The sequence below is a fragment of the Actinotalea sp. Marseille-Q4924 genome (genome assembly GCF_916618755.1).
Classification (GTDB): domain Bacteria; phylum Actinomycetota; class Actinomycetes; order Actinomycetales; family Cellulomonadaceae; genus Actinotalea.
Window position 1 is genome coordinate 686,215 of record NZ_CAKAKB010000003.1, and the last position, 18,743, is coordinate 704,957.

Sequence of the window (18,743 nt, forward strand, 5' to 3'; positions counted from 1 at the left end):
TCTGGCACACGTGCGCCGGTCTTCGCGGAAGCGCATAAGCGCGGAAGCGCGGAGACCGGCGCACGTGGCACCCGTCTCAACGGAACATCGACGAAGGAGTCACATGCAGGGCACGACCGGGTCGACGCTCGACTCGACGATCCGGAGGGGCCCGATTCTGCGTCAGGGCTCCGAGCAGCCGTACTACGGGCTTGAAAGGGGGCCAGGGGAGCCGCATCGGCCCCGGACCGAACTAGCGGAACGCCGCGTGGACAGTCAGCGCCGCAGCCTCGCCTACCTGGCCCACCTGACAGACGTCCAGCTGATCGACGTGCAATCGCCTGGCAGGCTCGAGGCGCTCCATCGCTTCGGCCGTCGTCCCGACACGGCCCTGCTGCTCCCGATGCAGCGTCCCCAGGAGGTTCTGGCGGCGCACGCCACGGAGGCGCTGGTCACGGCGCTCAACGGCTTGCGCACGAGCCCGCTGACCGGGGCGGAGCTGCAGCTCGTGCTCACGACGGGCGACAACGTCGACAACATGCAGTGGAACGAACTGCAGTCCTTCATGCGCCTGCTTTCCGGAGGCGACGTGAGCATGGACTCCGGCGGGCCGGAGTACGAGGGCGTCCAAGATGGACGCTTCCCGTGGGCGTGGGCGCCGGACGATCCCGACAACCTCTGGGGTCGGGCGCACGGCTTCCCCCACGCACCCGGACTGGTGAACGCAGGTCTGCGCCCCTTCCGGGCCTCGGGACTCACCGTGCCGTGGCTGACCTGCTATGGCAACCACGACGGTTTGGTGCAGGGAAGAGCGCCGGCGGACCGTGCTCTGGCGGCCCTCACGGTCGGGCACCGCAAGGTGTTCGACCTGCCGCCCGGCCCGCTCGGCGATTTCGTCAGTGATGCGGCCCAGATGTTCACCGGCCCAGCGTGGGACGTCACGGCCAGCTATGAACGACGCCTGCTGACGCGTGAGCAGTTCGTCGAGTCTCATTTCGGCGTTGGTGAGGAGCCGTCGGGTCACGGCCTCACCCGCGCCAACCTGCGTGAGGGGACTACGTACTACGCCTACGACGGGGTGCCAGGCCTGCGGGTCATCGTGCTGGACACGACGAACCCGTCGGGGCTGTTCGAGGGCAGCCTGGACCGCCGTCAGCTCGTGTGGTTGACCGAGCGCCTGCACGAGGTTCACCGGCACTACGAGGACGCCGACGGCCGGGTCGTGAGCGGTGGCGGGGATGATCGTCTGGTGGTCGTCGCCTCACACCATCCGCGCACGAGCATGACGAACGACCGCGTCGGCCCAGGTGAGGACCCGGGCGGCAGGGTGCTCGGGGAGGAGCTCGCAGCGACGCTGGCCCGGTTCCCCCATGTGGTCGCGTGGGTCAGTGGTCACATCCACCGCAATGCGTTGCGGCCCAAAGCGACGACAACCGGTGGTTTCTGGGAGATCACCACGTCCTCGGTCATGGATTGGCCATCCCAGGCGCGGCTGATGGAGATCATGGACAACGATGACGGGACTCTGTCGATCGTCTGCACGGCTGTGGACCACGCCGCGCCTCTCGCGCCCGACGACATGTCATCGCCGCGAGGCCTGGCGTCGTGGCACCGCGAGCTCGCGGCCAACGACCCCATGGGCGTCGGGGGCTTCGAGGCTCAGGGAACGGTCGCGGACCGCAACGTCGAACTCGTCCTGCCCGACCCCCGCGCCCGCCGATCCTCAACTGGTCGCGTCCGCTGATCAGCCCACCCGCCCGGTCGACCGTCGCTGGATGAGTTCTACCGGCTCCACGTGGTCACCGAGTCCCTCCGGGTCTGCCAGCCGCGCGAAAACGGCCTTGCCGATCGACAGGCGGTCCAGCCGGAGCGTGGTCAACGGTGGATCGAGTAGCTGTGACGACGGGAGGTCGTCGTGGCCCACGACCGAGAGGTCCTTACCGACGAGCACGCCGCAGTCGCGTGCAGCCCGGTAGACCGCGTGCGCCGTGAAGTCGGAGTTCGTGATGATCGCCGTAGGTGGCTGGGTCGACCGGAGGCGAGCGGTGACCGCCGAGTGCACCCGTTCCAGGCTCAGGTGGGTCTCCACCAGGTCTGGCTCCACGCCTCTCTCCATGCAGCGCCGTAGGAAGCACCGCTTCCGATCGTCGTCCGCCACCAGCCCGGCAGGCGCCGTCAGAAAGCTGATGCGGCGGTGCCCGAGCTCAACCAGGTGGTCCACGGCAAGTGTGACCGCGCGTTCGTTGTCCGGGGACACACGGGTAACCCGTGCGTTGGTGGGACGGAGTGCGTTGATCACCACAGTGGACCGCCCGGGACACAGCTCCAGCCACCGGGCAACGCCCTCTCCGGACCCAACCGGTGCGATCGCCAAACCACGGACGCGCTGGGCCACGAGGAGGTCGATGTGCTCGCGCTCCCGCTCCACCGAGTACTCCGAGTCAACCGCCAGGATCGTTGCGCCCTGACGCGTGGCCGCCTCCTGAGCGCCGCGCAGCACGTCGAGGAAGAACGGATTAGCCATGTTTCGGATCATCACTCCGTAGGCGTTCCCATCACCGGTGCGCAGCGCACGGGCGACCGGATCGGCGCGGTAGCCGAGTTTCTCGGCGGCCTCGAGGATCCGCGCCCGCGAGGCAGCCGAGACACCCTTCTGGTCGTTGAGCGCGAAGCTGGCGAGCGCCGTCGACACGCCGGCCTCACGCGCGACGTCTCGGATGCTCGGTCGGCGATCCACGGGATCCTTTCTCGGGCGGGCGAGCGGGCGGGCCAGCAAGGTGCTGGTGGCAGACGTCGCCCTGCGCCGCCCCGCGCGGAAACCGACGTACCGGCTCGACGCACCGCGCCCTTGACCAGAAGCAAACCACACGGAAGCCACGCGTTGACCGTCTTAAACGATTTAGGTACAGTCGCCGAATAGGCCGAAGCGGTCTTGCCCGGTACACCGCCGTACCCCTCTGGAGGACCAGTGTCCGACGTTGAGCTTCGAGCAGTGGAGAAGTCGTTCACAGATGCGAAGGGCCACAGCACCGCCGTGCTGCACGGCGTCAACATCATGGCCCCGTCGGGGAAGTTCGTCGTCCTGCTCGGGCCCTCGGGCTGCGGCAAGTCGACGTCCCTGCGGATCATCGCTGGGCTCGAGCAGGCGACCGCGGGTGAGGTCCTCATCGACGGCCAGAGGGTGAACGACATCCCGGCGGCGAAGCGCGACGTGGCCATGGTCTTTCAGAACTACGCGCTCTATCCGCACCTGTCGGTCATGGAGAACATCGTCTTCGGGCTGCGCGTGCGCAAGGTGGACAAGAAGACGCGGGAGCGCCAGGGGCGCGAAGCTGCCGAGAAGGTCGGGCTCACGCCGTTCCTGGACCGTCGCCCCAGCCAGCTTTCCGGCGGCCAGCGCCAGCGCGCGGCGCTCGCGAGGGCCCTGGTCAGCGACGCCAAGGTCGTCCTCATGGACGAGCCCCTCTCGAACCTGGACGCCAAGCTCCGCCACCAGATGCGGATCGAGCTGCGTGCGCTGCAGCGGGACCTGGCACTGACGGTCATCTACGTCACCCATGACCAGGTGGAGGCCATGACGATGGCCGACCACGTCGTGGTCATGCGGGACGGCGACGTGGCCCAGGCAGCGTCACCGGTGGACCTCTACGTCGACCCGGCCGACGCGGGCGTCGCAGCGTTCATCGGCTCGCCGCCGATGAACCTGCTCCCGGTCGAGGCGCGCGACGGCGAGCTCGTCGTGCCGGGCAGCGAGGCACGCTGGCCGGTTTCGGTCGGCGGCTCGTCCAAGGAACTGCTCCTGGGCGTGCGGCCGGAGACTCTTTCCCTCACGGAGCGCACCGGAGCGGCGACGTTTGCCGGCCGGGTCCGGACGACGGAGATCCTCGGTGCCGAGACCCTCCTCACCGTGGAGGTCACCCCCGAGCACTCAGTCGTGGCGCGCATGCCCGGGATCGTCCGTGTCGACGAGGGCGCCCGGGTCGTGCTCCAGGCAGACCCGGACCAGCTGCGGTTCTTCGACCGGGACACCCGTCTGCGGATTCCGATGGCCGAGTTGGTCGAGCCGGGGGGAGGTCGGTAAGGGCGTGCAGACGCCGGACCCATCGCGTACTCCCGTCTGACCGAAGAGAGGCTCCAAAGATGTCCAAGAACATGATGCGCAACCGGAAGGTGATGCTCATCGCCCCGATCGCCGCCGGCGGCCTGCTTCTGGGCGCCTGCGGCGGTGGTGACGCCGACGGCGGTGCCGCGGCGGGTAGCGGTGACGAGCAGGTCGAGCTCACGATGTACTACCCGATCGCCGTCGGAGGACCCCTCACTGGCGTCGTCGACGAGCTGATCGCCACGTGCACCGAGGAGCACCCGAACATCTCGGTGGAGGCGGTGTACTCCGGAAGCTACGCCGACACGATGACGAAGGCTCAGACGGCCGCCCGGTCCGGTGAGGGAGCAGACCTCGCAGTGCTCCTCTCCACCGAGCTCTTCACGCTCAAGGACCAGAACCTCATCGTGCCCCTCAACGAGATCTCCGACGACCTCGGCTGGGTCGAGGACCGGTTTTACGACGCATTCCTCCAGGGCGGCATCGACGCCGACGGAACGATCTGGAGCGTGCCGTTCCAGCGCTCGACCATCGTCCAGTACCACAACAAGGACCTCTTCGCGCAGGCGGGCCTGGACCCCGAAGCACCCCCGGCGACGTGGGAAGAGCTCGAGGCCATGAGCAAGGCCATCGTTGAGTCCGGAGCCGCGGAGTACGGGATCGAGATCCCGTCGACACAGTTCGGCTACTGGATGCTGCAGGCGCTGGCCACCCAGGCCGGGTCCGAGGTCACCGACGGCACCGGTACGCAAACTCAGTTCGACGATCCCGCGGTCGTCGAAGCGATGGAGTACTGGCTCTCTCTCCAGCAGCAGGGCCTCATGCCGCCCGGAACCACCGAGTGGGCTTCCACCCCGGAGGACTTCCTGCAGGGCCGGACCGCAATGATGTGGACGACGACGGGCAACTTGACCAATGTCCGGCAGAACGCAGGGTTCGATTTCGGCGTCAGCGAGCTACCTGCCCACGAGCGGCCCGGTTCGCCGACCGGCGGCGGCAACATCTACATCTTCCAGCAGGCTGACGAGGCACAGCGCGAGGCGGCGCTGACCCTCGCCGAGTGCCTGACGTCACCTGAGAACACGGCTGCCTGGAGCATCGAGACGGGTTACGTCGCGACCGGTCCAGAGGCGTGGGAAACCGAAGCGATGACGGAGTACGTCGCCGAGTTCCCCGAGGCAGCCGTCGCGCGCGATCAGCTCGAGAACGCCGTCGTCGAGCTCTCGACGCACGAGAACGGCCGCGTCGTCCAGCTGGTCAACGATGCGATCGCGTCTGTCCTGACGGGCCAGGTTGAGCCAGAGGCTGCGATGACGGAGCTCCAGGACCAGGTTGACCAGATCCTCGAACCGTACAGGGGCTGACCGATGGCCACGGTCCTCTCATCGTCACCGTCTGACGTCGAGGAAGGCGACACCACCTCGGCCCGGGCTCCCCGGCGCCTGGGCCGAGGTGGGCGCAGCGGCCGTCCCGGCCTGGGCCACCAGGCGTACGCCTGGGCACTCCTGGCGCCGGCTTTCGTAGTCCTCATCGCTTTCACGCATTACCCGATCATCCGTTCGGTGATTCGGAGCACCGAGGAGCGAGGTGGCGGGACAGGCTTGGGTCAGTACGAGCGGATGCTCAATGACGACGTGTTCTGGCAAGTCGTGGAGAACAACCTGCTGATGGCGCTCGGTGTGGTGCCGGCAAGCATGGCACTGGCCATCCTCATGGCGGTGTGGGTCAACGGCAAGATCCACGGTCAGGGCTACCTCCGGCTCGCCTACTTCACGCCCACCGTGTTGCCGATGGTGGCGGTGGCCAGCATCTGGCTGTTCTTCTACTCGCCCGGGCTAGGCTTTGTCGACGTAGTCCTCGGTGACTGGCTCGGCCTACCGACGCGCAACTGGCTCGGGAACCCCGATACCGTGCTGTGGGCATTGGTGATCATGATGATCTGGAAGCATGCAGGCTTCTTCATGATCTTCTATCTGGCGGGCCTGCAGAACCTCTCGCCTGAGCTGGAGGAGGCGTCCAGCCTCGAGGGCGCTTCCCGTTGGTACCACTTCCGCCGGGTCACGTTCCCGCTCCTCATGCCGACGACGCTGTTCGTGTTCGTCGTCGCGGTGACGGACGTCTTCAAGATCATCGATCACCTGTTCATCATGACCGGCGGTGGTCCGAACAACGCCTCGAACCTGTTGCTCTACTACATCTACGAGACGGCCTTCAGCTTCTTCGACCTGGCCTACGCCGGAGCACTCACGGTCGCCCTGGTCCTGATCCTCGGCACCGTCGCGGTCCTGCAGTTCACCGTTCTCGGGAAGCGGGTCCATTACCAATGAGCGCCAACACGAACGCCCTCCCTGGGCACGGGTCGCTGAGTTTCGGCCGCGCTGTCGAGACGTTCGGCGCGTGGGTGCTGGGAGCGCTGTGGCTGCTGCCCCTCCTGTTTGCGCTCTGGGCCTCGGTGCACCATCGCGAATCGGCCGGCACGTTCGACATCACTGCGCCACTGACTTTCGAGAACTTCGTCACCGTGTGGAACGGTGCGCCGTTCGATCGTTACTACCTCAACACGGTGCTGCTCGTGCTCGGGATCCTTGCAGGGCAGATCGTGCTCGGCGTGTTGGCCGCGTATGCGTTCGCCCGGTTCGAGTTTTTCGGGAAGAACGTCGCGTTCGCGCTGGTCCTGATACAGCTCATGATCATGCCTGACATTCTCATCTCGGAGAACTACGCGACGATGGCCACTCTGGGCCTGGTCGACACGATCCCCGCTATCGGGCTGCCCTACATCGCGAGCGCTTTCGGAATCTTCCTGCTCCGGCAGACCTTCAAGACCATGCCGATCGAGTTGGACGAAGCGGCCGAGATCGAGGGCTGTTCTCGGTTGGGACGGCTATGGCGAGTCTACGTGCCGTTAGCGAAACCGACGATCGTTGCGTACGGGCTGGTGTCGGTCGCGACCCACTGGAACAACTTCCTGTGGCCGCTGGTCATCACCAACAGCGTCGAGTCCCGCCCTCTAACGGTTGGCCTTGCGGTCTATAACGGCACGGAATCTGGGATCGATTGGACCCTGCTCTCGGCCGCCACCATCCTCGTCGTGGCGCCTCTCCTCATTGCCTTTCTGATCTTCCAGAGGCAGTTTGTCCAGAGCTTCATGAGGGCAGGCATCCGTTGACCGGTGTCCGTGAGACGCAGGTTGCAGCCAGGGCTGTCCGAGGCGTGATCTTCGACCTTGATGGGACGGTGTACCGGGGTGGCGTCCTCATCCCGGGAGCCGTCGAGGCGATCCGCGCCCTGCGGGATGCCGGGATGCGGATCGTCTTCGTGTCGAACAACCCCACAGCGACAGCCGGCGCCTATTCCGAGAAGCTGACTGCGATGGGCGTCGCGACCCGTCCAGCCGAGGTGTTGACCAGCGGCGGTGTCGCAGCTGAGTGGCTCCGTCTGCACCGGCCGGACGCTCGGGTCTTTGTCGTGGGGGAAGAGTCGCTGATCCGCGAGCTCAAGGACGGCGGAGTGGTAGTCGTCGACGGCCAGGAGGCCGACGTCGTCTTGGCAGCATTCGACCGAACGTTTGACTACGCGAAGTGGAACACCGCTTTCCAGGCGCTCCTGGGGGGTGCCCTCTTCGCGGTCACCAACCCTGACGTGACGTGTCCCGTCGCGGATGGTGTCGTTCCGGACTGCGCCGGCATCGTTGCAGCTCTTGAAGTCAGTACGGGTCGGTCGGTGGACGTCTTGATCGGAAAGCCTTCGTCTGTCATCGCCGAGGCGGCTCTCGAGCGGCTGGGTCTTGGGGCCGAGGCGGTGATGATCGTCGGTGACCGCGTGGAAACTGATGTGGAGACCGGGCGACGTGCCGGCATGCAGACAGCGCTTGTCCTCACGGGCGTGACGAATCGGCACGACCTTGATCCGACGGCCGACCACCCGACGTACGTAGTCGACTCGGTCGCTCGACTACCCGATCTGCTGGGCGTCACCCTGTAACCGAAAAACGTTGTGGCTGTGCCATCTGCACCATCATATGCCGACCGCAAGTTCCGGAGAGAGAGAGGGGGAGCCCCGTGAACGGAGTTTTTCAGACGACGGACACGCTCGTCACAGAGCTGTTCCTCCTCGGCGCCGCATTCATCCTGTGTTCGTTGATCGGGATCGAGCGACAGATCCGCCAGAAGGCTGCTGGGTTCCGCACCCACGTCCTGGTCGGAGTGGGCTCGGCGGCATTCACGCTGGTGTCAGCCTTCGGCTTCCAGTCCGTCGTTGGTGTCGGATCCATCATCGATCCGTCGCGCATCTCGGCGCAGATTGTCAGCGGCATCGGTTTCCTGGGCGCCGGCGTGATCTTCACCCGCAAGGACGTCGTCCGCGGTCTCACGACGGCAGCAACGATCTGGGTAGCTGCCGCGGTGGGTATGGCGTGCGGGGCCGGCATGGTCCTGATGGCGGCGTCGCTCACGGTGATGCATCTGCTCACGCTGACGGTTCTGGCGACACTGGTCCACAAGATCCCCACGGGAGATCGCAAACGGACGCTGCGCATACGGTATGTCGACGGGCGCGGAGTGCTTCGCTCCGTTCTTGCTACGACGACGGCCCTGGGATTCGAAGCTGCGCTGATCTCAAGCACACGAGACGGCAAGGACGAACCGAGGACGGTGGTCATGGACATTCGGCTGCGCGGTCGTACGCCCCTTCGCGAAGCGATCCCGGCCATCGCGGAAATCTCGGACGTGCGCAGCGTCGCCTTCCGGGAGGACGAGGACGAGAACGAAGACTGATCTCGTGCGGACCGGGGGCAGTCCGATCCCTTCCGAGGTGCGCACTACCGACCGACCACTCACCGCTGGTCGTTTCGAGGATGGCTTGCTCGGACGGGCTCTCGACTACGACCAGTGCAGTCGCCAGTCCTCATCCGCAGAAGATCCCGGAGGTGCACGCGCGGCTTGAAGTCAGAGATCGGTGCACGCCGGTCCGGCCACTGGCGGAACTAGATCCACCGGTTCGTCGACGAGTACAGCCGGACGGGCACCTTCACGCGACCGGCGGCGAGGGCACCCGTCCAGATCGCCCTGACCTCGAAAGCCCGGCGTGGCACGGCGCATCCGGCGACTGTCTAAAGGGCGCGGAAGGGGGGTGTGACGAGGACACGGCCCTCGTTGGTGACGTGGTAAGCGGGGCGGACGATGGCGAGCCGATGGGCGCCCCTCGTTAGCTGCTGGCCGGGGTCCTGACGAAGCCGAGCGGTTCCGCCCCAGGTCGCGGCGAGAACGAGAATGGTTCGACAAGCGGGGATACGGCAGAAGTCTCAATCGGGTCTGCAGGACCGGGGGCAAACGCCGCCTGGACGGCGCCGACGACGGTCTCCGGCGGGCGAACGATGCCGCCCTCGAGCCGGCGCTCCGCTAGTTCCGGGTGCTCGCTCACAAGGCTACGAGGCAGGTCACGAGCATCGATGTGGAGTTCGCCCGCGGGGAAGATAGGCGGGAACGCGCTAACGCTGTGGTCGCCGATGCTCGTCATGGTCGCGACGGCACCGTTGGCGCTGCGCCGATGCGTCGGGTTGCTGGATGTCGCATCCCCGCGGGCCAAGGTGGACGCTCATGGACACAAACGGACCCTGACCTGCGAAAAAGAAACGGCGCGTGCGCCTGCACGAGGCGGAGCACACCCTGGGGGTCAAGGGGCCGCAGGTTCCAATCCTGTCATCCCGACAGTGAAAGAGCAGGTCAGGGGGCCGTTCCGCTGAGGCGGGACGGCCCTCTCGGTGTCCTGACGCCCTGAGTGGGACTTCACGCATCACATCGGACCGGGAGCGCGCGCCTCGACCGCGCCCATCATTCCGAGGTCCTCGTGGTCGAGGACGTGGCAGTGGTAGACCGTCCGGCCGATGACGTCGTCGAAGGCGATGCGCACGGTGACGGCTCCGCGCGCGGGCACGTTCACCACGTCGCGCCAGCGGGGCTCGTCCGGCCGGGCGCCGTCGTCGTCCACCACCTGCATAGGCCACACGTGCAGGTGGAACGGGTGGTCCATGGGCGTGCGGTTGCGGATGGTCCACTCCTCGACGGTGCCGCCGGAGACCTCCTGGTCGAGCCGGTCGGCGTCGAACCCCCGCCCGTCGAACCCGAACGTCATCCCCGCCCCTCGCATGCCCATCCCCATGCCCATGCCCATGGTGAACGCGATGTCCCGCCGCCGAGCAGGCTCCGCCGTGCGCAGGTCGACGCGAGCCGGCGGCCCAGGAGGCGAGACCTCACCCGACGTCGCCTCGCCGGAGACCACCAACGTGGCGAGCGCCACCGGCCCGCTGAGGTCGGAGCGGCCGCGCATCATGCCCATCCCCGGCGCGCCGCGGTCGTGGCCCCGCGAGACGAGCTCGACGGTGCCGGAACGCGCGGTGACGAGGAGCTCCACCCTGTTGCCCGGCGCCAGGAGAACCGACTCGAGCGGCGCCGGCGGCGCGTCCCGGCCCTGGTCCCGGGCGAGCACGAGCGCCTCCTGCCCGGGAAGCGCCACGTCCAGGTAGCGGGAGACGCAGGCGTTGACGAGACGCCAGCGCTCCACCTCGCCCGGACGCGCCCGAAGGACGGGCCGGACCTCGCCGTTGACGAGGACGAGCTCGCCCTCTCGTCCGGCCATCCGTTCAGACCGTGACGCGCTGCGGACGGCGCCGTCCGTGGTGAACGAGGTGTCCGAGATGACCAGAACTCGGTCCCGGTCGACCGGGACGTCGTCGTCCTCGACCACGATCGCTCCGTAGAGGCCGCCGAAGATCTGGTCCGCCACATGCCCGTGATGGTGAGGGTGATACCAGAAGGTCCCCGCGGGGTGGTCCTCGGGAATGTGGATGACGTGCTCGAACGACTCTCCCGGGAGCACCGAGACGAAGGGGTTGTCGCCGTTCCCCTCGGGAGACACGTGCAGGCCGTGCACGTGGAGGTTGGTCGGCTCCTCGAGCCCGTTGTGCAGGCGGACGTCGACGCGGGCGCCCGGGCGGACGCGCCACGTGGGTCCGGGCAGGTGTCCGGAGTAGGTCAGCATGCGCGCGCGGGTGCCGGCGACGTCCACCTCGGTCGGCGCCACGTCCAGGCGCACACGCAGCAGCCCGTCGGTGCTGCGCAGCGTCGGCGGCTCCTTCATCGCGAGCCCGTCGACCGCGGAGCCCGCCGTGGGCGCCCGGCCGACTGGGGTCAGGTCGGGCGGTACGCCGGTGCGTGAGAGCCCCACGACGCCGACCGCCACGCTCGCCGCACCGAGGACGCCCAGCTGGATGGCGCCGCGCCGGCTGATCGGCTCCACCGTCAGTCGCCCCGCAGCGTTCGCAGCCGCTCCTGGTACTCGTCCTTGTCGATCTCGCCGCGGGCGTAGCGCTCGGCGAGGATCTCCTCCGCGCGCGGTGGTCGGGCGGCGACGTCACCTGCAGAAGTGGTCCGGCTGCCTGTCGCCCGGACCACCGCGACCACGATCAGCACCGCCCCGGCGACCACGAGCAGGAAGAACAGCCACCCCCAGCCCATCCACGCGCCCATGCCGTTCCACGGTGCTGTCACAGGACCGTCTCCCGTCTGCCGTCGTCGCCGGCGACGGCTGATCTGTCCACGCTACGCCTCATCTCGGGTCGCCCGGGGCAGGGTCGGTCACCATGCCGTGGCCGGGCACCAGGGCTGTCCGCCGGTGGACCCTGCTGCCATGCTCAGCAGCATGGACGACCTCGGCGTGGACGTGGCCAACCTGCTGACGGCGGCCGAGGAGACGTCCCCGGCCGCTGCGGTGGTCGCGGCGAACCAGGAGCTCCAGCGCGCCCTGGGGACGGGGGAGGTGAGGTTCCTCATCGCCGATGCCGGCGGGAACGCCCTCATCGACCATCTCGACAACGCCGTCCGGGCGGACCTCAACACACCACGCCGCCCGGCGAGGCGTGGCGCCACCAGCGGCTCGAGGTCGACGCCGTGCAGCGGCGGGCGTACGTGCCGGTGACGGTGCGAGGGGACGCCCTCGGGGTCCTGGTCGTCCACCTGCCGGCCGACGACTGCTGGACCTCGGCCGGCACCGACGCGGACGGGGCCTTCCTCAGGGAGTCGGTGGTGCGTCAGCTCAACGCGGTGGCTCACACCCTCGGCTACATCGTGATCGCGAACCAGCGCCACACGGACGTCTTCCAGACCGCCATGCGGTCTGCGCCGTTCAGCCTGGCGATGGAGATCCAGCGCCGCCTGCTGCCGTCGGCGTTCGTGTGCGAGGGCGGGGCCTTCACGCTGGCGGGCTGGTTCGAGCCGTCCGCCAGCGCCGGCGGGGACACCTTCGACTACACCGCCTCGACCGACCGGCTCACCGTCAGCCTCACGGACGCGGTGGGTCACGACGTGACCGCGTCCCTGCTCGCCACGCTCACGGTCAACGCGCTGCGCAACGCCCGGCGCAGCGGCGCCACGCTCCTGGAGCAGGTGGAGGCGGCCAACGAGGCGCTGCTCACCCACGCCCAGGCTGGGCAGTTCGTCACCGGCATCGTGCTCGAGGTGGACCTGACGACGGCCGACGTCACCGAGCCGGACGACCACGAGGACCCGTCGAGTCCCGTCGCCCTGCGGATCGTCAACGCCGGGCACCCCGGCGGGCTGCTGCTGCGCGGGGGCGAGGTGGTCGACGTCGCCGCCGCGGGCAACGCGGCGCTCGGGATCCGGGCGGGAGCCTTCGAGCAGCAGGAGCTGTGGCTGCTTCCCGGCGACCGCCTGCTCCTCATGACCGACGGGATGTACGAGCGGACCGCGGCGGCCTTCGACATCCGCGGCTTCCTCGGCGACACGGCCGACCGGCACCCGCGCAACGTCGCGCAGGACCTCTCCCGGGCGTTCCTCGAGGCGACCGGCGGAATCATCAAGGACGACGCCGCGCTGGTGCTGCTCGAGTGGCACGGGGGCTCGACGCGTCGGACCACCCTCAGCGGCGCGGACGTCGGCCGGTAGCCACGCGGTTCGCCCGACCGGCACACGACGGTCGGTGGCATGTCGTGGCAACAGTTGGCAACCGGTTGCCGTCCGATCGTCGCGCGCAGTGGACTGGGTGCAGCACCTCAGGTGGCCGCCTCACGGGACCCTCCCGCCGGCGCCGGACGGTGCCGACGGAGACGGAGAATCCCGATGAGCGACGACCCAGCCGCGACGCCGTCCGACCGACCGGTCGTGACCCTTTTCGAGCACTACGGAGCCGGCGCGTCAGCCGTCGGACGCGCGGTGGCGGAGGAGCTCGGGCTCCCCTTCCACGCGCAGGCCTTCACCTCCGACGACCTCGGAGCGGCCGACGACGGCTCCACCGCGCAGAACGCCACCCTGGCCCAGGTGTACTCGGCGCTCGGCGGCGCCTACGGCGGGTTCGAGGGGCGTGACGTCGTGGCGACGCAGCAGGACAAGTACGACCTCGTCATGACGAACAACCGGAGCGTGTGGGCCGACGCCGCCGAGGGAGGGGTCATCGTGGGCCGCAACGCCACGGTGGTCCTCGCGTCGCGGCCGCGGACGGTCCACGTGCTCTTGACCGGCTCCGTCGAGGACCGCGTCGCGCGGGCGGCGGAGGAGTCCGGGATCTCGGTGACGGAGGCCGCTCGACGTCAGGTGCGGGAGGACGAGGTCCGCGCGCAGATGTCGGTGGTGCTCTACGGCTGGGACCCCCGCCTGCCGGATCGTTACGACGTCGTCGTCAACACCAGCCGCATCCCGCTGCACGCCGTGGTGCAGGCCATCGTCCAGGTCGTGCGCGCCATCACCCCGTCCGCCCCCGCGGCGCCGGCCCGTCGTCCCCAGGAGTCCTGAGCATGAACACCGTCACGCAGGTCACCGCTCCGGTCGTCACCGCACGGTCGCTCACGCTGCGCAACTACCTGGCGTACGCCGCCGGCGACGCCGCGAACAACCTCTCGTTCACCATGGCGGGGATGTTCCTCATCCTCTACTACACGAACGTCGTGGGGGTCGAAGGGGCCGTCATCGGCACGATGTTCCTGGTGGTCCGCTTCATCGACGCGTTCACCGACCTGCTGGTCGGGCGCGCGGTCGACGCCAAGCGATCGGGCCGGCTGGGCAAGTTCAAGCCGTTCATCCTCTGGTTCTCCCTGCCCCTGCTGCTCTCGAGCATGGCGATCTACTCCGCGAGGACGTTCTTCCCGGAGATCTCCGGCACCGCGGCGGTCGTCTACATGTACGTGACGTACCTGGCCATGGGCTCGATCTTCTACACCCTCGTGAACATCGCGTACGGCTCGATGGCCCCGGCGTTGACCCAGGTACCTGTCGAGCGTGGCAAGCTCGCCGCCTTCCGCGGGTACGGGGCCGCTGTCGCCATCCTCGCGCTCGCCTTCATCATCGCGCCGCAGATCCGGGCCAACATCGAGAACCCTGAGGCACTGCAGCGGTCGCTGTTCATCACCACCGCCGGCTTGGTCGTCGTCGGCATGGCCCTCTACCTCTTCCTGGTGTTCAACACGCAGGAGCAGGTGGCCCGTCCGGCCACCCCGGTGTCGATGCGGGACAGCCTGCGGACCCTCACGACCAACAAGCCGCTGCTGTGGCTCTCCGCGGGGGCCGTCCTCTTCCTCACCGGGGTCACGGCGTTCTCGACGCTCGCGTCCTACGTGGCCATCTACGTCCAGCAGGACGCGCAGTTCATCGCATGGAACGTCCTGGCGCAGACGGTGGCCCTCTTCGTCGTCGGTCCGCTGATCCCGACCGTCGTGCGCACCATCGGGAAGCGCGCGGGCTACGTGGCATTCGGCAGCGTCAGCCTGCTCGGGGCGGCCGTCCTGGCCTTCGCCCCGCTCGGCTCGAACCCGTGGTGGGGCCCGGTGGCCTTCTTCCTGATCGGGATCGCGCTGAACGGTGTCAACACGCTCATGTGGGCCCTGGAGGCGGACACGGTCGAGTACGGCGAGTGGCGCACGGGGAACCGCACCGAGGGCACCACGTACGCGGTGTTCTCCTTCACCCGCAAGATGGGGCAGGCACTCGGCGGTTTCGTCGGCGGTTTCGCTCTGACGTGGGCCGGCTTCAGCGCATCCCTCGCCTCCAGCGGCGACGCGCAGCGGCCGGGGGTCGCGGAGAACATCCAGCTCTGGACCGGTGGCCTCATCGGCGCCTTCACCCTGGTCTCGATCGCCGTCATGGCCTTCTACCCGCTGACGGAGGAGAAGTACCGGCAGATCGCCGGCGAGATCGCGGCGCGCCGTGCCCTCGCCGTGCCGACGACGCCCGGGAGCCCGTCGTGAGCGGCGAGGCCGCGCCGAGCCGCAGCACGGACCGGCCCTGGACGGACACGTCGCTCGCACCTGCGGAGCGCGCCCGCCTCCTGGTGGCCGCGATGACGCTCGAGCAGAAGATCGCCCACCTGCACGGGGCGATGGAGACGATCGACATCTACGAGATCAGTGCGCGAGCGGCGGCCGAGGGACAGGACCTCGAGCAGCTCGCCGCCCAGATCCGCGTCGAGCGCCACGTCGCCGGCATCGAGGAGCTCGGAATCCCGCGGTTCCGGATCACCAACGGCCCGGTGGGTGTCGGCATGGGTGACGGCACTCCGAGCCCGAAGGCCACCGCCCTGCCGATGGCGATCGGCCTGGCCGCGGGGTTCGACCCCGAGCTCGCCCGGACGTACGGGGACCTCATCGGGGACGAGACGGCGACGCTGGGCCAGCACGTCCTCGAGGGTCCGGGCGTGTGCCTGCACCGGCTGCCGACCGGGGGGCGCAACTTCGAGTACTTCTCCGAGGACCCCTACCTCAGCGGCGTCATGGGTGTCGAGGTCACCAGGGCGATCCAGGCACACGGCCTCATCGCCATGGCCAAGCACTACGTCGTCAACGACCAGGAGCACGAGCGCTTCCGGGCGAACGTGGAGGTCGACGAGCAGACGCTGCGCGAGCTGTACCTGCTGCCGTTCGAGATGCTCGTCAAGGACGCGCAGATCGCGGCCGTGATGAGCGCGTACAACCGAGTCCGGGGCACCTATGCGACGGAGAACCGGTACCTGCTCCACACCGTCCTGCGCGAGGAGTGGGGTTTCGAGGGCTACGTCCAGTCCGACTTCTGGTCGTGCCGCTCGGCGGCGCCGTCCCTCAACGCGGGCATGGACCACGAGATGCCGGACGCCAAGTGGCTCAACGAGGGGACCGTCACCGCGGCGCTGCGCGACACGAGCCTCGAGATCCAGACCGTGGACCGCGCGCTCGTGCGCCGGTACACGCAGATGTTCCGGTTCGGCCAGTTCGAGCGGCCGTACGCGCCCGGAGAGATCGACGCCCGGGGGCACGGCGAGGTGTCCCGGCGCATCGGTGAGCAGATCGCCGTCCTGCTGAAGAACGACGGCGCCCTGCTGCCGCTCGACCCGGGAATGGGGAGCGTCGTCGTCATCGGGCAGGCCGCCTACGTCGACCAGGCCTGCCAGGGGGGCGGCGGCAGCTCGAAGGTGGACCCGCTCTACACCGTCCGTCCCCTCGACGGCCTGCGGGACGTCCTCGACGGCCTCGGCTCCTCGGCCGAGGTCCGCAGCGTCACGGTCGCCGACGACCTGTCCAACCTGGACGAGGCGCGGGCCGCGGCCCGTGACGCCGACGTCGTCGTCGTCATGGCCGGCCTCGTGGCCACGGAGGGCGCGGACCAGCCGCACCCGAGCATGCTGAACGACCAGGACCGGATGATCGCGGAGGTCGCGCCGCTCAACCCGCGCACCGTCGTCGTGCTCAAGGACAGCAACCCGGTGCTCATGCCGTGGCTCGACGCCGTGCCCGCGGTGCTGGAGGTCTGGAACCAGGGCGCCGAGGACGGGCACGTCGTCGCCGACCTGCTCCTCGGCGTCGTCAACCCCTCCGGCAAGCTCCCGACCACCTACCCGCGGTCGTGGGAGGACACGCCGTTCGCCGGGCACCCGGAGCGGTACCCGGGGACCGACGAGGGCGCCGGCTACCCGGTGATCCGGTACAGCGAGGGCCTCCGGATGGGCTACCGCTGGTACCAGTCCGAGGGCATCGCCCCGCTGTTCCCGTTCGGGTACGGCCTCTCGTACACCACCTTCACCGTCGACGACCTCGCCGTGGGCGCGGCCGAGACCGACGGCACCACGCCGCTGTCGGTCGAGGTCACGGTGACCAACACCGGTCAGGTGGCCGGCGCCGAGGTGGTCCAGGTGTACCTGGGCCTGCCGGAGTCGCTCGGGCAGCCGCCCAAGCGGCTGGTCGCGTTCCGCAAGGTGCACCTGGAGCCGGGGGAGTCCGCGCGCGTCCGCCTGGTCGTGGACCCCGCGGCCACGCACCACCCGCTGTCCGTGTGGGACGCGGCCGCGCACGACTTCGTCGTGGTCCCCGGCACGTACCGGCTCCACGTGGGCACGTCCAGCGAGGACGACCGCCTGACGGCGACGGTCGCCGTCCGCTGACGACGCGGCCCGGGCGGGGCGTACGGTGCTGTCCCTGACGGCGTCCCGCGGCCGGACCGCGACCGTCGCACGAGGAGGTCGGTGGATGAGCTGGATCCAGCCCCCGGATGAGGTCGGCCCGGCCGCGGCCGCGGCCGCGGCTGCCGCCGCGTACCGGTCGCTGGACCCCGCCCTGCGGGACGCCCTCACCGTCGGACGGCCGATCGCCGACCCCAGCGGTGCGTAGGGGCATCGTGCGCGCGGCCCTCGCCGCGCTGCTCTTCGGTGCGTCCACGCCGTTCGCCGCCCAGATCGCGCGGGAGACCAACCCCTTCACGCTGGCGGGGCTGCTCTACCTCGGCGCGGCGATCGCGGTCCTGCCGGGCACGGTGACGCGCCGTCCCGACCCCGCGGCCCTGCGCCGGGGGGCCGGGCGGCTGGCGGTCGCGGTCGTCGTCGGGGGAGCCGCGGGACCGGTCCTGCTCGCGCTCGGGCTCCAGCACGCCTCCGCGGCGAACGCCTCCCTGCTGCTCAACCTCGAGCTCGTCTTCACCGTGGCGCTCGCGGCGCTCGTGTTCCGGGAGCACATCGGCCCGCGCGTCGCCACGGGCGCGGTGCTGGTCGGGGCGGCGAGCCTGATCCTCACCGGCCCCGGCGCGACGGCCGGCCTCCGGCTCGGCGCGGTGCTCATCGCGGCGGCGTGCGTGTGCTGGGCGATCGACAACAGCGTCACGGCCGAGCTGGACGAGCTCGCCCCGGCCCACATCACGTTCGCCAAGGGGCTCGTCGCCGGCACCGCGAACACGGTGATCGGGCTCCTGGCGGCCCCGGCCCCGGCGCCGCCCGTCGTCGGTGCGGCCCTGCTCATCGGGGCGCTCGGCTACGGGCTCTCCATCACGCTGTGGGTGGCCGGCGCCCGCGACCTGGGCGCAGCGCGGGCGCAGGTCGTCTTCGCCACCGCACCGTTCCTCGGCGCGGTGGTCGCGTGGACGGTGCTCGCCGAGCCGGTCCGGGTCCCGACGGTGATCGCCCTGGTCGTGGCGGCGATCGGTGTCGCACTGGTGTCCGGGTCCGACCACGTCCACGCGCACGCCCACGACGCGACCGTCCACGACCACGAGCACGTCCACGACGACGACCACCACGACCACACCCACGAGGACGGGTTCACGGGACGGCACCAGCACCCGCACGAGCACGGGACGGTCCGCCACAGCCATCCCCACGTCCCCGACCTGCACCACCGGCACGTCCACTGAGGCCGGCGGGG

General features: G+C 69.3%; 17 protein-coding genes. 14 read left to right on the top strand and 3 right to left on the bottom strand.

Going from position 1 to position 18,743, the window contains the following annotated elements; all coding sequences use genetic code 11:
* The first annotated feature begins 103 nt into the window (after nucleotides 1-103).
* On the top strand, nucleotides 104-1,723 hold the full coding sequence (locus LG379_RS09885) for a TIGR03767 family metallophosphoesterase (protein ID WP_225754379.1): 1,620 nt from the start codon (nucleotides 104-106) through the stop codon (nucleotides 1,721-1,723).
* Here the strand turns inward: LG379_RS09885 and LG379_RS09890 are convergent, their stop codons facing one another.
* A complete protein-coding gene (locus LG379_RS09890; RefSeq protein WP_225754380.1) occupies nucleotides 1,724-2,857 on the bottom strand; it encodes a LacI family DNA-binding transcriptional regulator in 1,134 nt (377 codons plus the stop codon). It lies immediately after the preceding gene.
* Between the two features lie 90 nt (nucleotides 2,858-2,947).
* Between LG379_RS09890 and LG379_RS09895 the strand changes: the two genes are divergently transcribed.
* The 6 genes from LG379_RS09895 (at nucleotide 2,948) to LG379_RS09920 (ending at nucleotide 8,856) form a co-directional block, all read left to right on the top strand.
* Nucleotides 2,948-4,060: an ABC transporter ATP-binding protein gene (locus LG379_RS09895; protein WP_225754381.1), complete on the top strand. Its 1,113-nt coding sequence runs from the start codon at nucleotides 2,948-2,950 to the stop codon at nucleotides 4,058-4,060.
* Nucleotides 4,061-4,119: 59 nt separating this feature from the next.
* Nucleotides 4,120-5,445, top strand: coding sequence for an ABC transporter substrate-binding protein (locus LG379_RS09900; protein ID WP_225754382.1), 1,326 nt, complete (start codon nucleotides 4,120-4,122; stop codon nucleotides 5,443-5,445).
* 3 nt (nucleotides 5,446-5,448) lie between these two features.
* On the top strand, nucleotides 5,449-6,408 hold the full coding sequence (locus LG379_RS09905; RefSeq protein ID WP_225754383.1) for a carbohydrate ABC transporter permease: 960 nt from the start codon (nucleotides 5,449-5,451) through the stop codon (nucleotides 6,406-6,408).
* Nucleotides 6,405-7,250 (top strand): carbohydrate ABC transporter permease, encoded by an 846-nt coding sequence (locus tag LG379_RS09910; RefSeq protein ID WP_225754384.1) that lies wholly within the window; start codon nucleotides 6,405-6,407, stop codon nucleotides 7,248-7,250. The genes LG379_RS09905 and LG379_RS09910 overlap by 4 nt, the downstream gene beginning before the upstream one ends.
* Before the next feature lie 44 nt (nucleotides 7,251-7,294).
* Nucleotides 7,295-8,065, top strand: a complete 771-nt coding sequence (locus tag LG379_RS09915; RefSeq protein WP_225754385.1) for an HAD-IIA family hydrolase — start codon at nucleotides 7,295-7,297, stop codon at nucleotides 8,063-8,065.
* Nucleotides 8,066-8,142: 77 nt separating this feature from the next.
* Nucleotides 8,143-8,856 carry an MgtC/SapB family protein gene (locus tag LG379_RS09920; protein WP_225754386.1) on the top strand — a complete coding sequence of 238 codons (714 nt, stop codon included), beginning with the start codon at nucleotides 8,143-8,145 and terminating at the stop codon, nucleotides 8,854-8,856.
* A gap of 1,018 nt (nucleotides 8,857-9,874) precedes the next feature.
* On the opposite strand, the gene LG379_RS09925 is transcribed toward LG379_RS09920, so the two are convergent.
* Nucleotides 9,875-11,377 carry a multicopper oxidase family protein gene (locus tag LG379_RS09925; RefSeq protein ID WP_225754387.1) on the bottom strand — a complete coding sequence of 501 codons (1,503 nt, stop codon included), beginning with the start codon at nucleotides 11,375-11,377 and terminating at the stop codon, nucleotides 9,875-9,877.
* 2 nt (nucleotides 11,378-11,379) lie between these two features.
* Nucleotides 11,380-11,628, bottom strand: coding sequence for an SHOCT domain-containing protein (locus LG379_RS09930; protein WP_225754388.1), 249 nt, complete (start codon nucleotides 11,626-11,628; stop codon nucleotides 11,380-11,382).
* A gap of 139 nt (nucleotides 11,629-11,767) precedes the next feature.
* On the opposite strand from LG379_RS09930, the gene LG379_RS09935 reads away from it, so the two are divergent.
* The 7 genes from LG379_RS09935 to LG379_RS09965 all read left to right on the top strand — a co-directional run bounded on the left by LG379_RS09935 (nucleotide 11,768) and on the right by LG379_RS09965 (nucleotide 18,732).
* Nucleotides 11,768-12,055 carry a hypothetical protein gene (locus LG379_RS09935; protein ID WP_225754389.1) on the top strand — a complete coding sequence of 96 codons (288 nt, stop codon included), beginning with the start codon at nucleotides 11,768-11,770 and terminating at the stop codon, nucleotides 12,053-12,055.
* The gene (locus tag LG379_RS09940) at nucleotides 12,028-13,041 is read left to right on the top strand and encodes a PP2C family protein-serine/threonine phosphatase (protein ID WP_225754390.1); all 1,014 of its coding nucleotides are present in this window, start codon (nucleotides 12,028-12,030) and stop codon (nucleotides 13,039-13,041) included. Before LG379_RS09935 ends, LG379_RS09940 begins: the two co-directional genes overlap by 28 nt.
* Nucleotides 13,042-13,215: 174 nt before the next feature.
* The gene (locus tag LG379_RS09945; RefSeq protein ID WP_225754391.1) at nucleotides 13,216-13,884 is read left to right on the top strand and encodes an AAA family ATPase; all 669 of its coding nucleotides are present in this window, start codon (nucleotides 13,216-13,218) and stop codon (nucleotides 13,882-13,884) included.
* A gap of 2 nt (nucleotides 13,885-13,886) precedes the next feature.
* Nucleotides 13,887-15,332, top strand: coding sequence for a glycoside-pentoside-hexuronide (GPH):cation symporter (locus tag LG379_RS09950; RefSeq protein WP_225754392.1), 1,446 nt, complete (start codon nucleotides 13,887-13,889; stop codon nucleotides 15,330-15,332).
* On the top strand, nucleotides 15,329-17,494 hold the full coding sequence (locus tag LG379_RS09955; RefSeq protein WP_225754393.1) for a beta-glucosidase: 2,166 nt from the start codon (nucleotides 15,329-15,331) through the stop codon (nucleotides 17,492-17,494). The genes LG379_RS09950 and LG379_RS09955 overlap by 4 nt, the downstream gene beginning before the upstream one ends.
* An 85-nt stretch (nucleotides 17,495-17,579) precedes the next feature.
* The gene (locus tag LG379_RS09960) at nucleotides 17,580-17,720 is read left to right on the top strand and encodes a hypothetical protein (protein ID WP_225754394.1); all 141 of its coding nucleotides are present in this window, start codon (nucleotides 17,580-17,582) and stop codon (nucleotides 17,718-17,720) included.
* Nucleotides 17,713-18,732, top strand: a complete 1,020-nt coding sequence (locus LG379_RS09965; RefSeq protein ID WP_225754395.1) for a DMT family transporter — start codon at nucleotides 17,713-17,715, stop codon at nucleotides 18,730-18,732. Before LG379_RS09960 ends, LG379_RS09965 begins: the two co-directional genes overlap by 8 nt.
* Nucleotides 18,733-18,743: the final 11 nt, after the last annotated feature.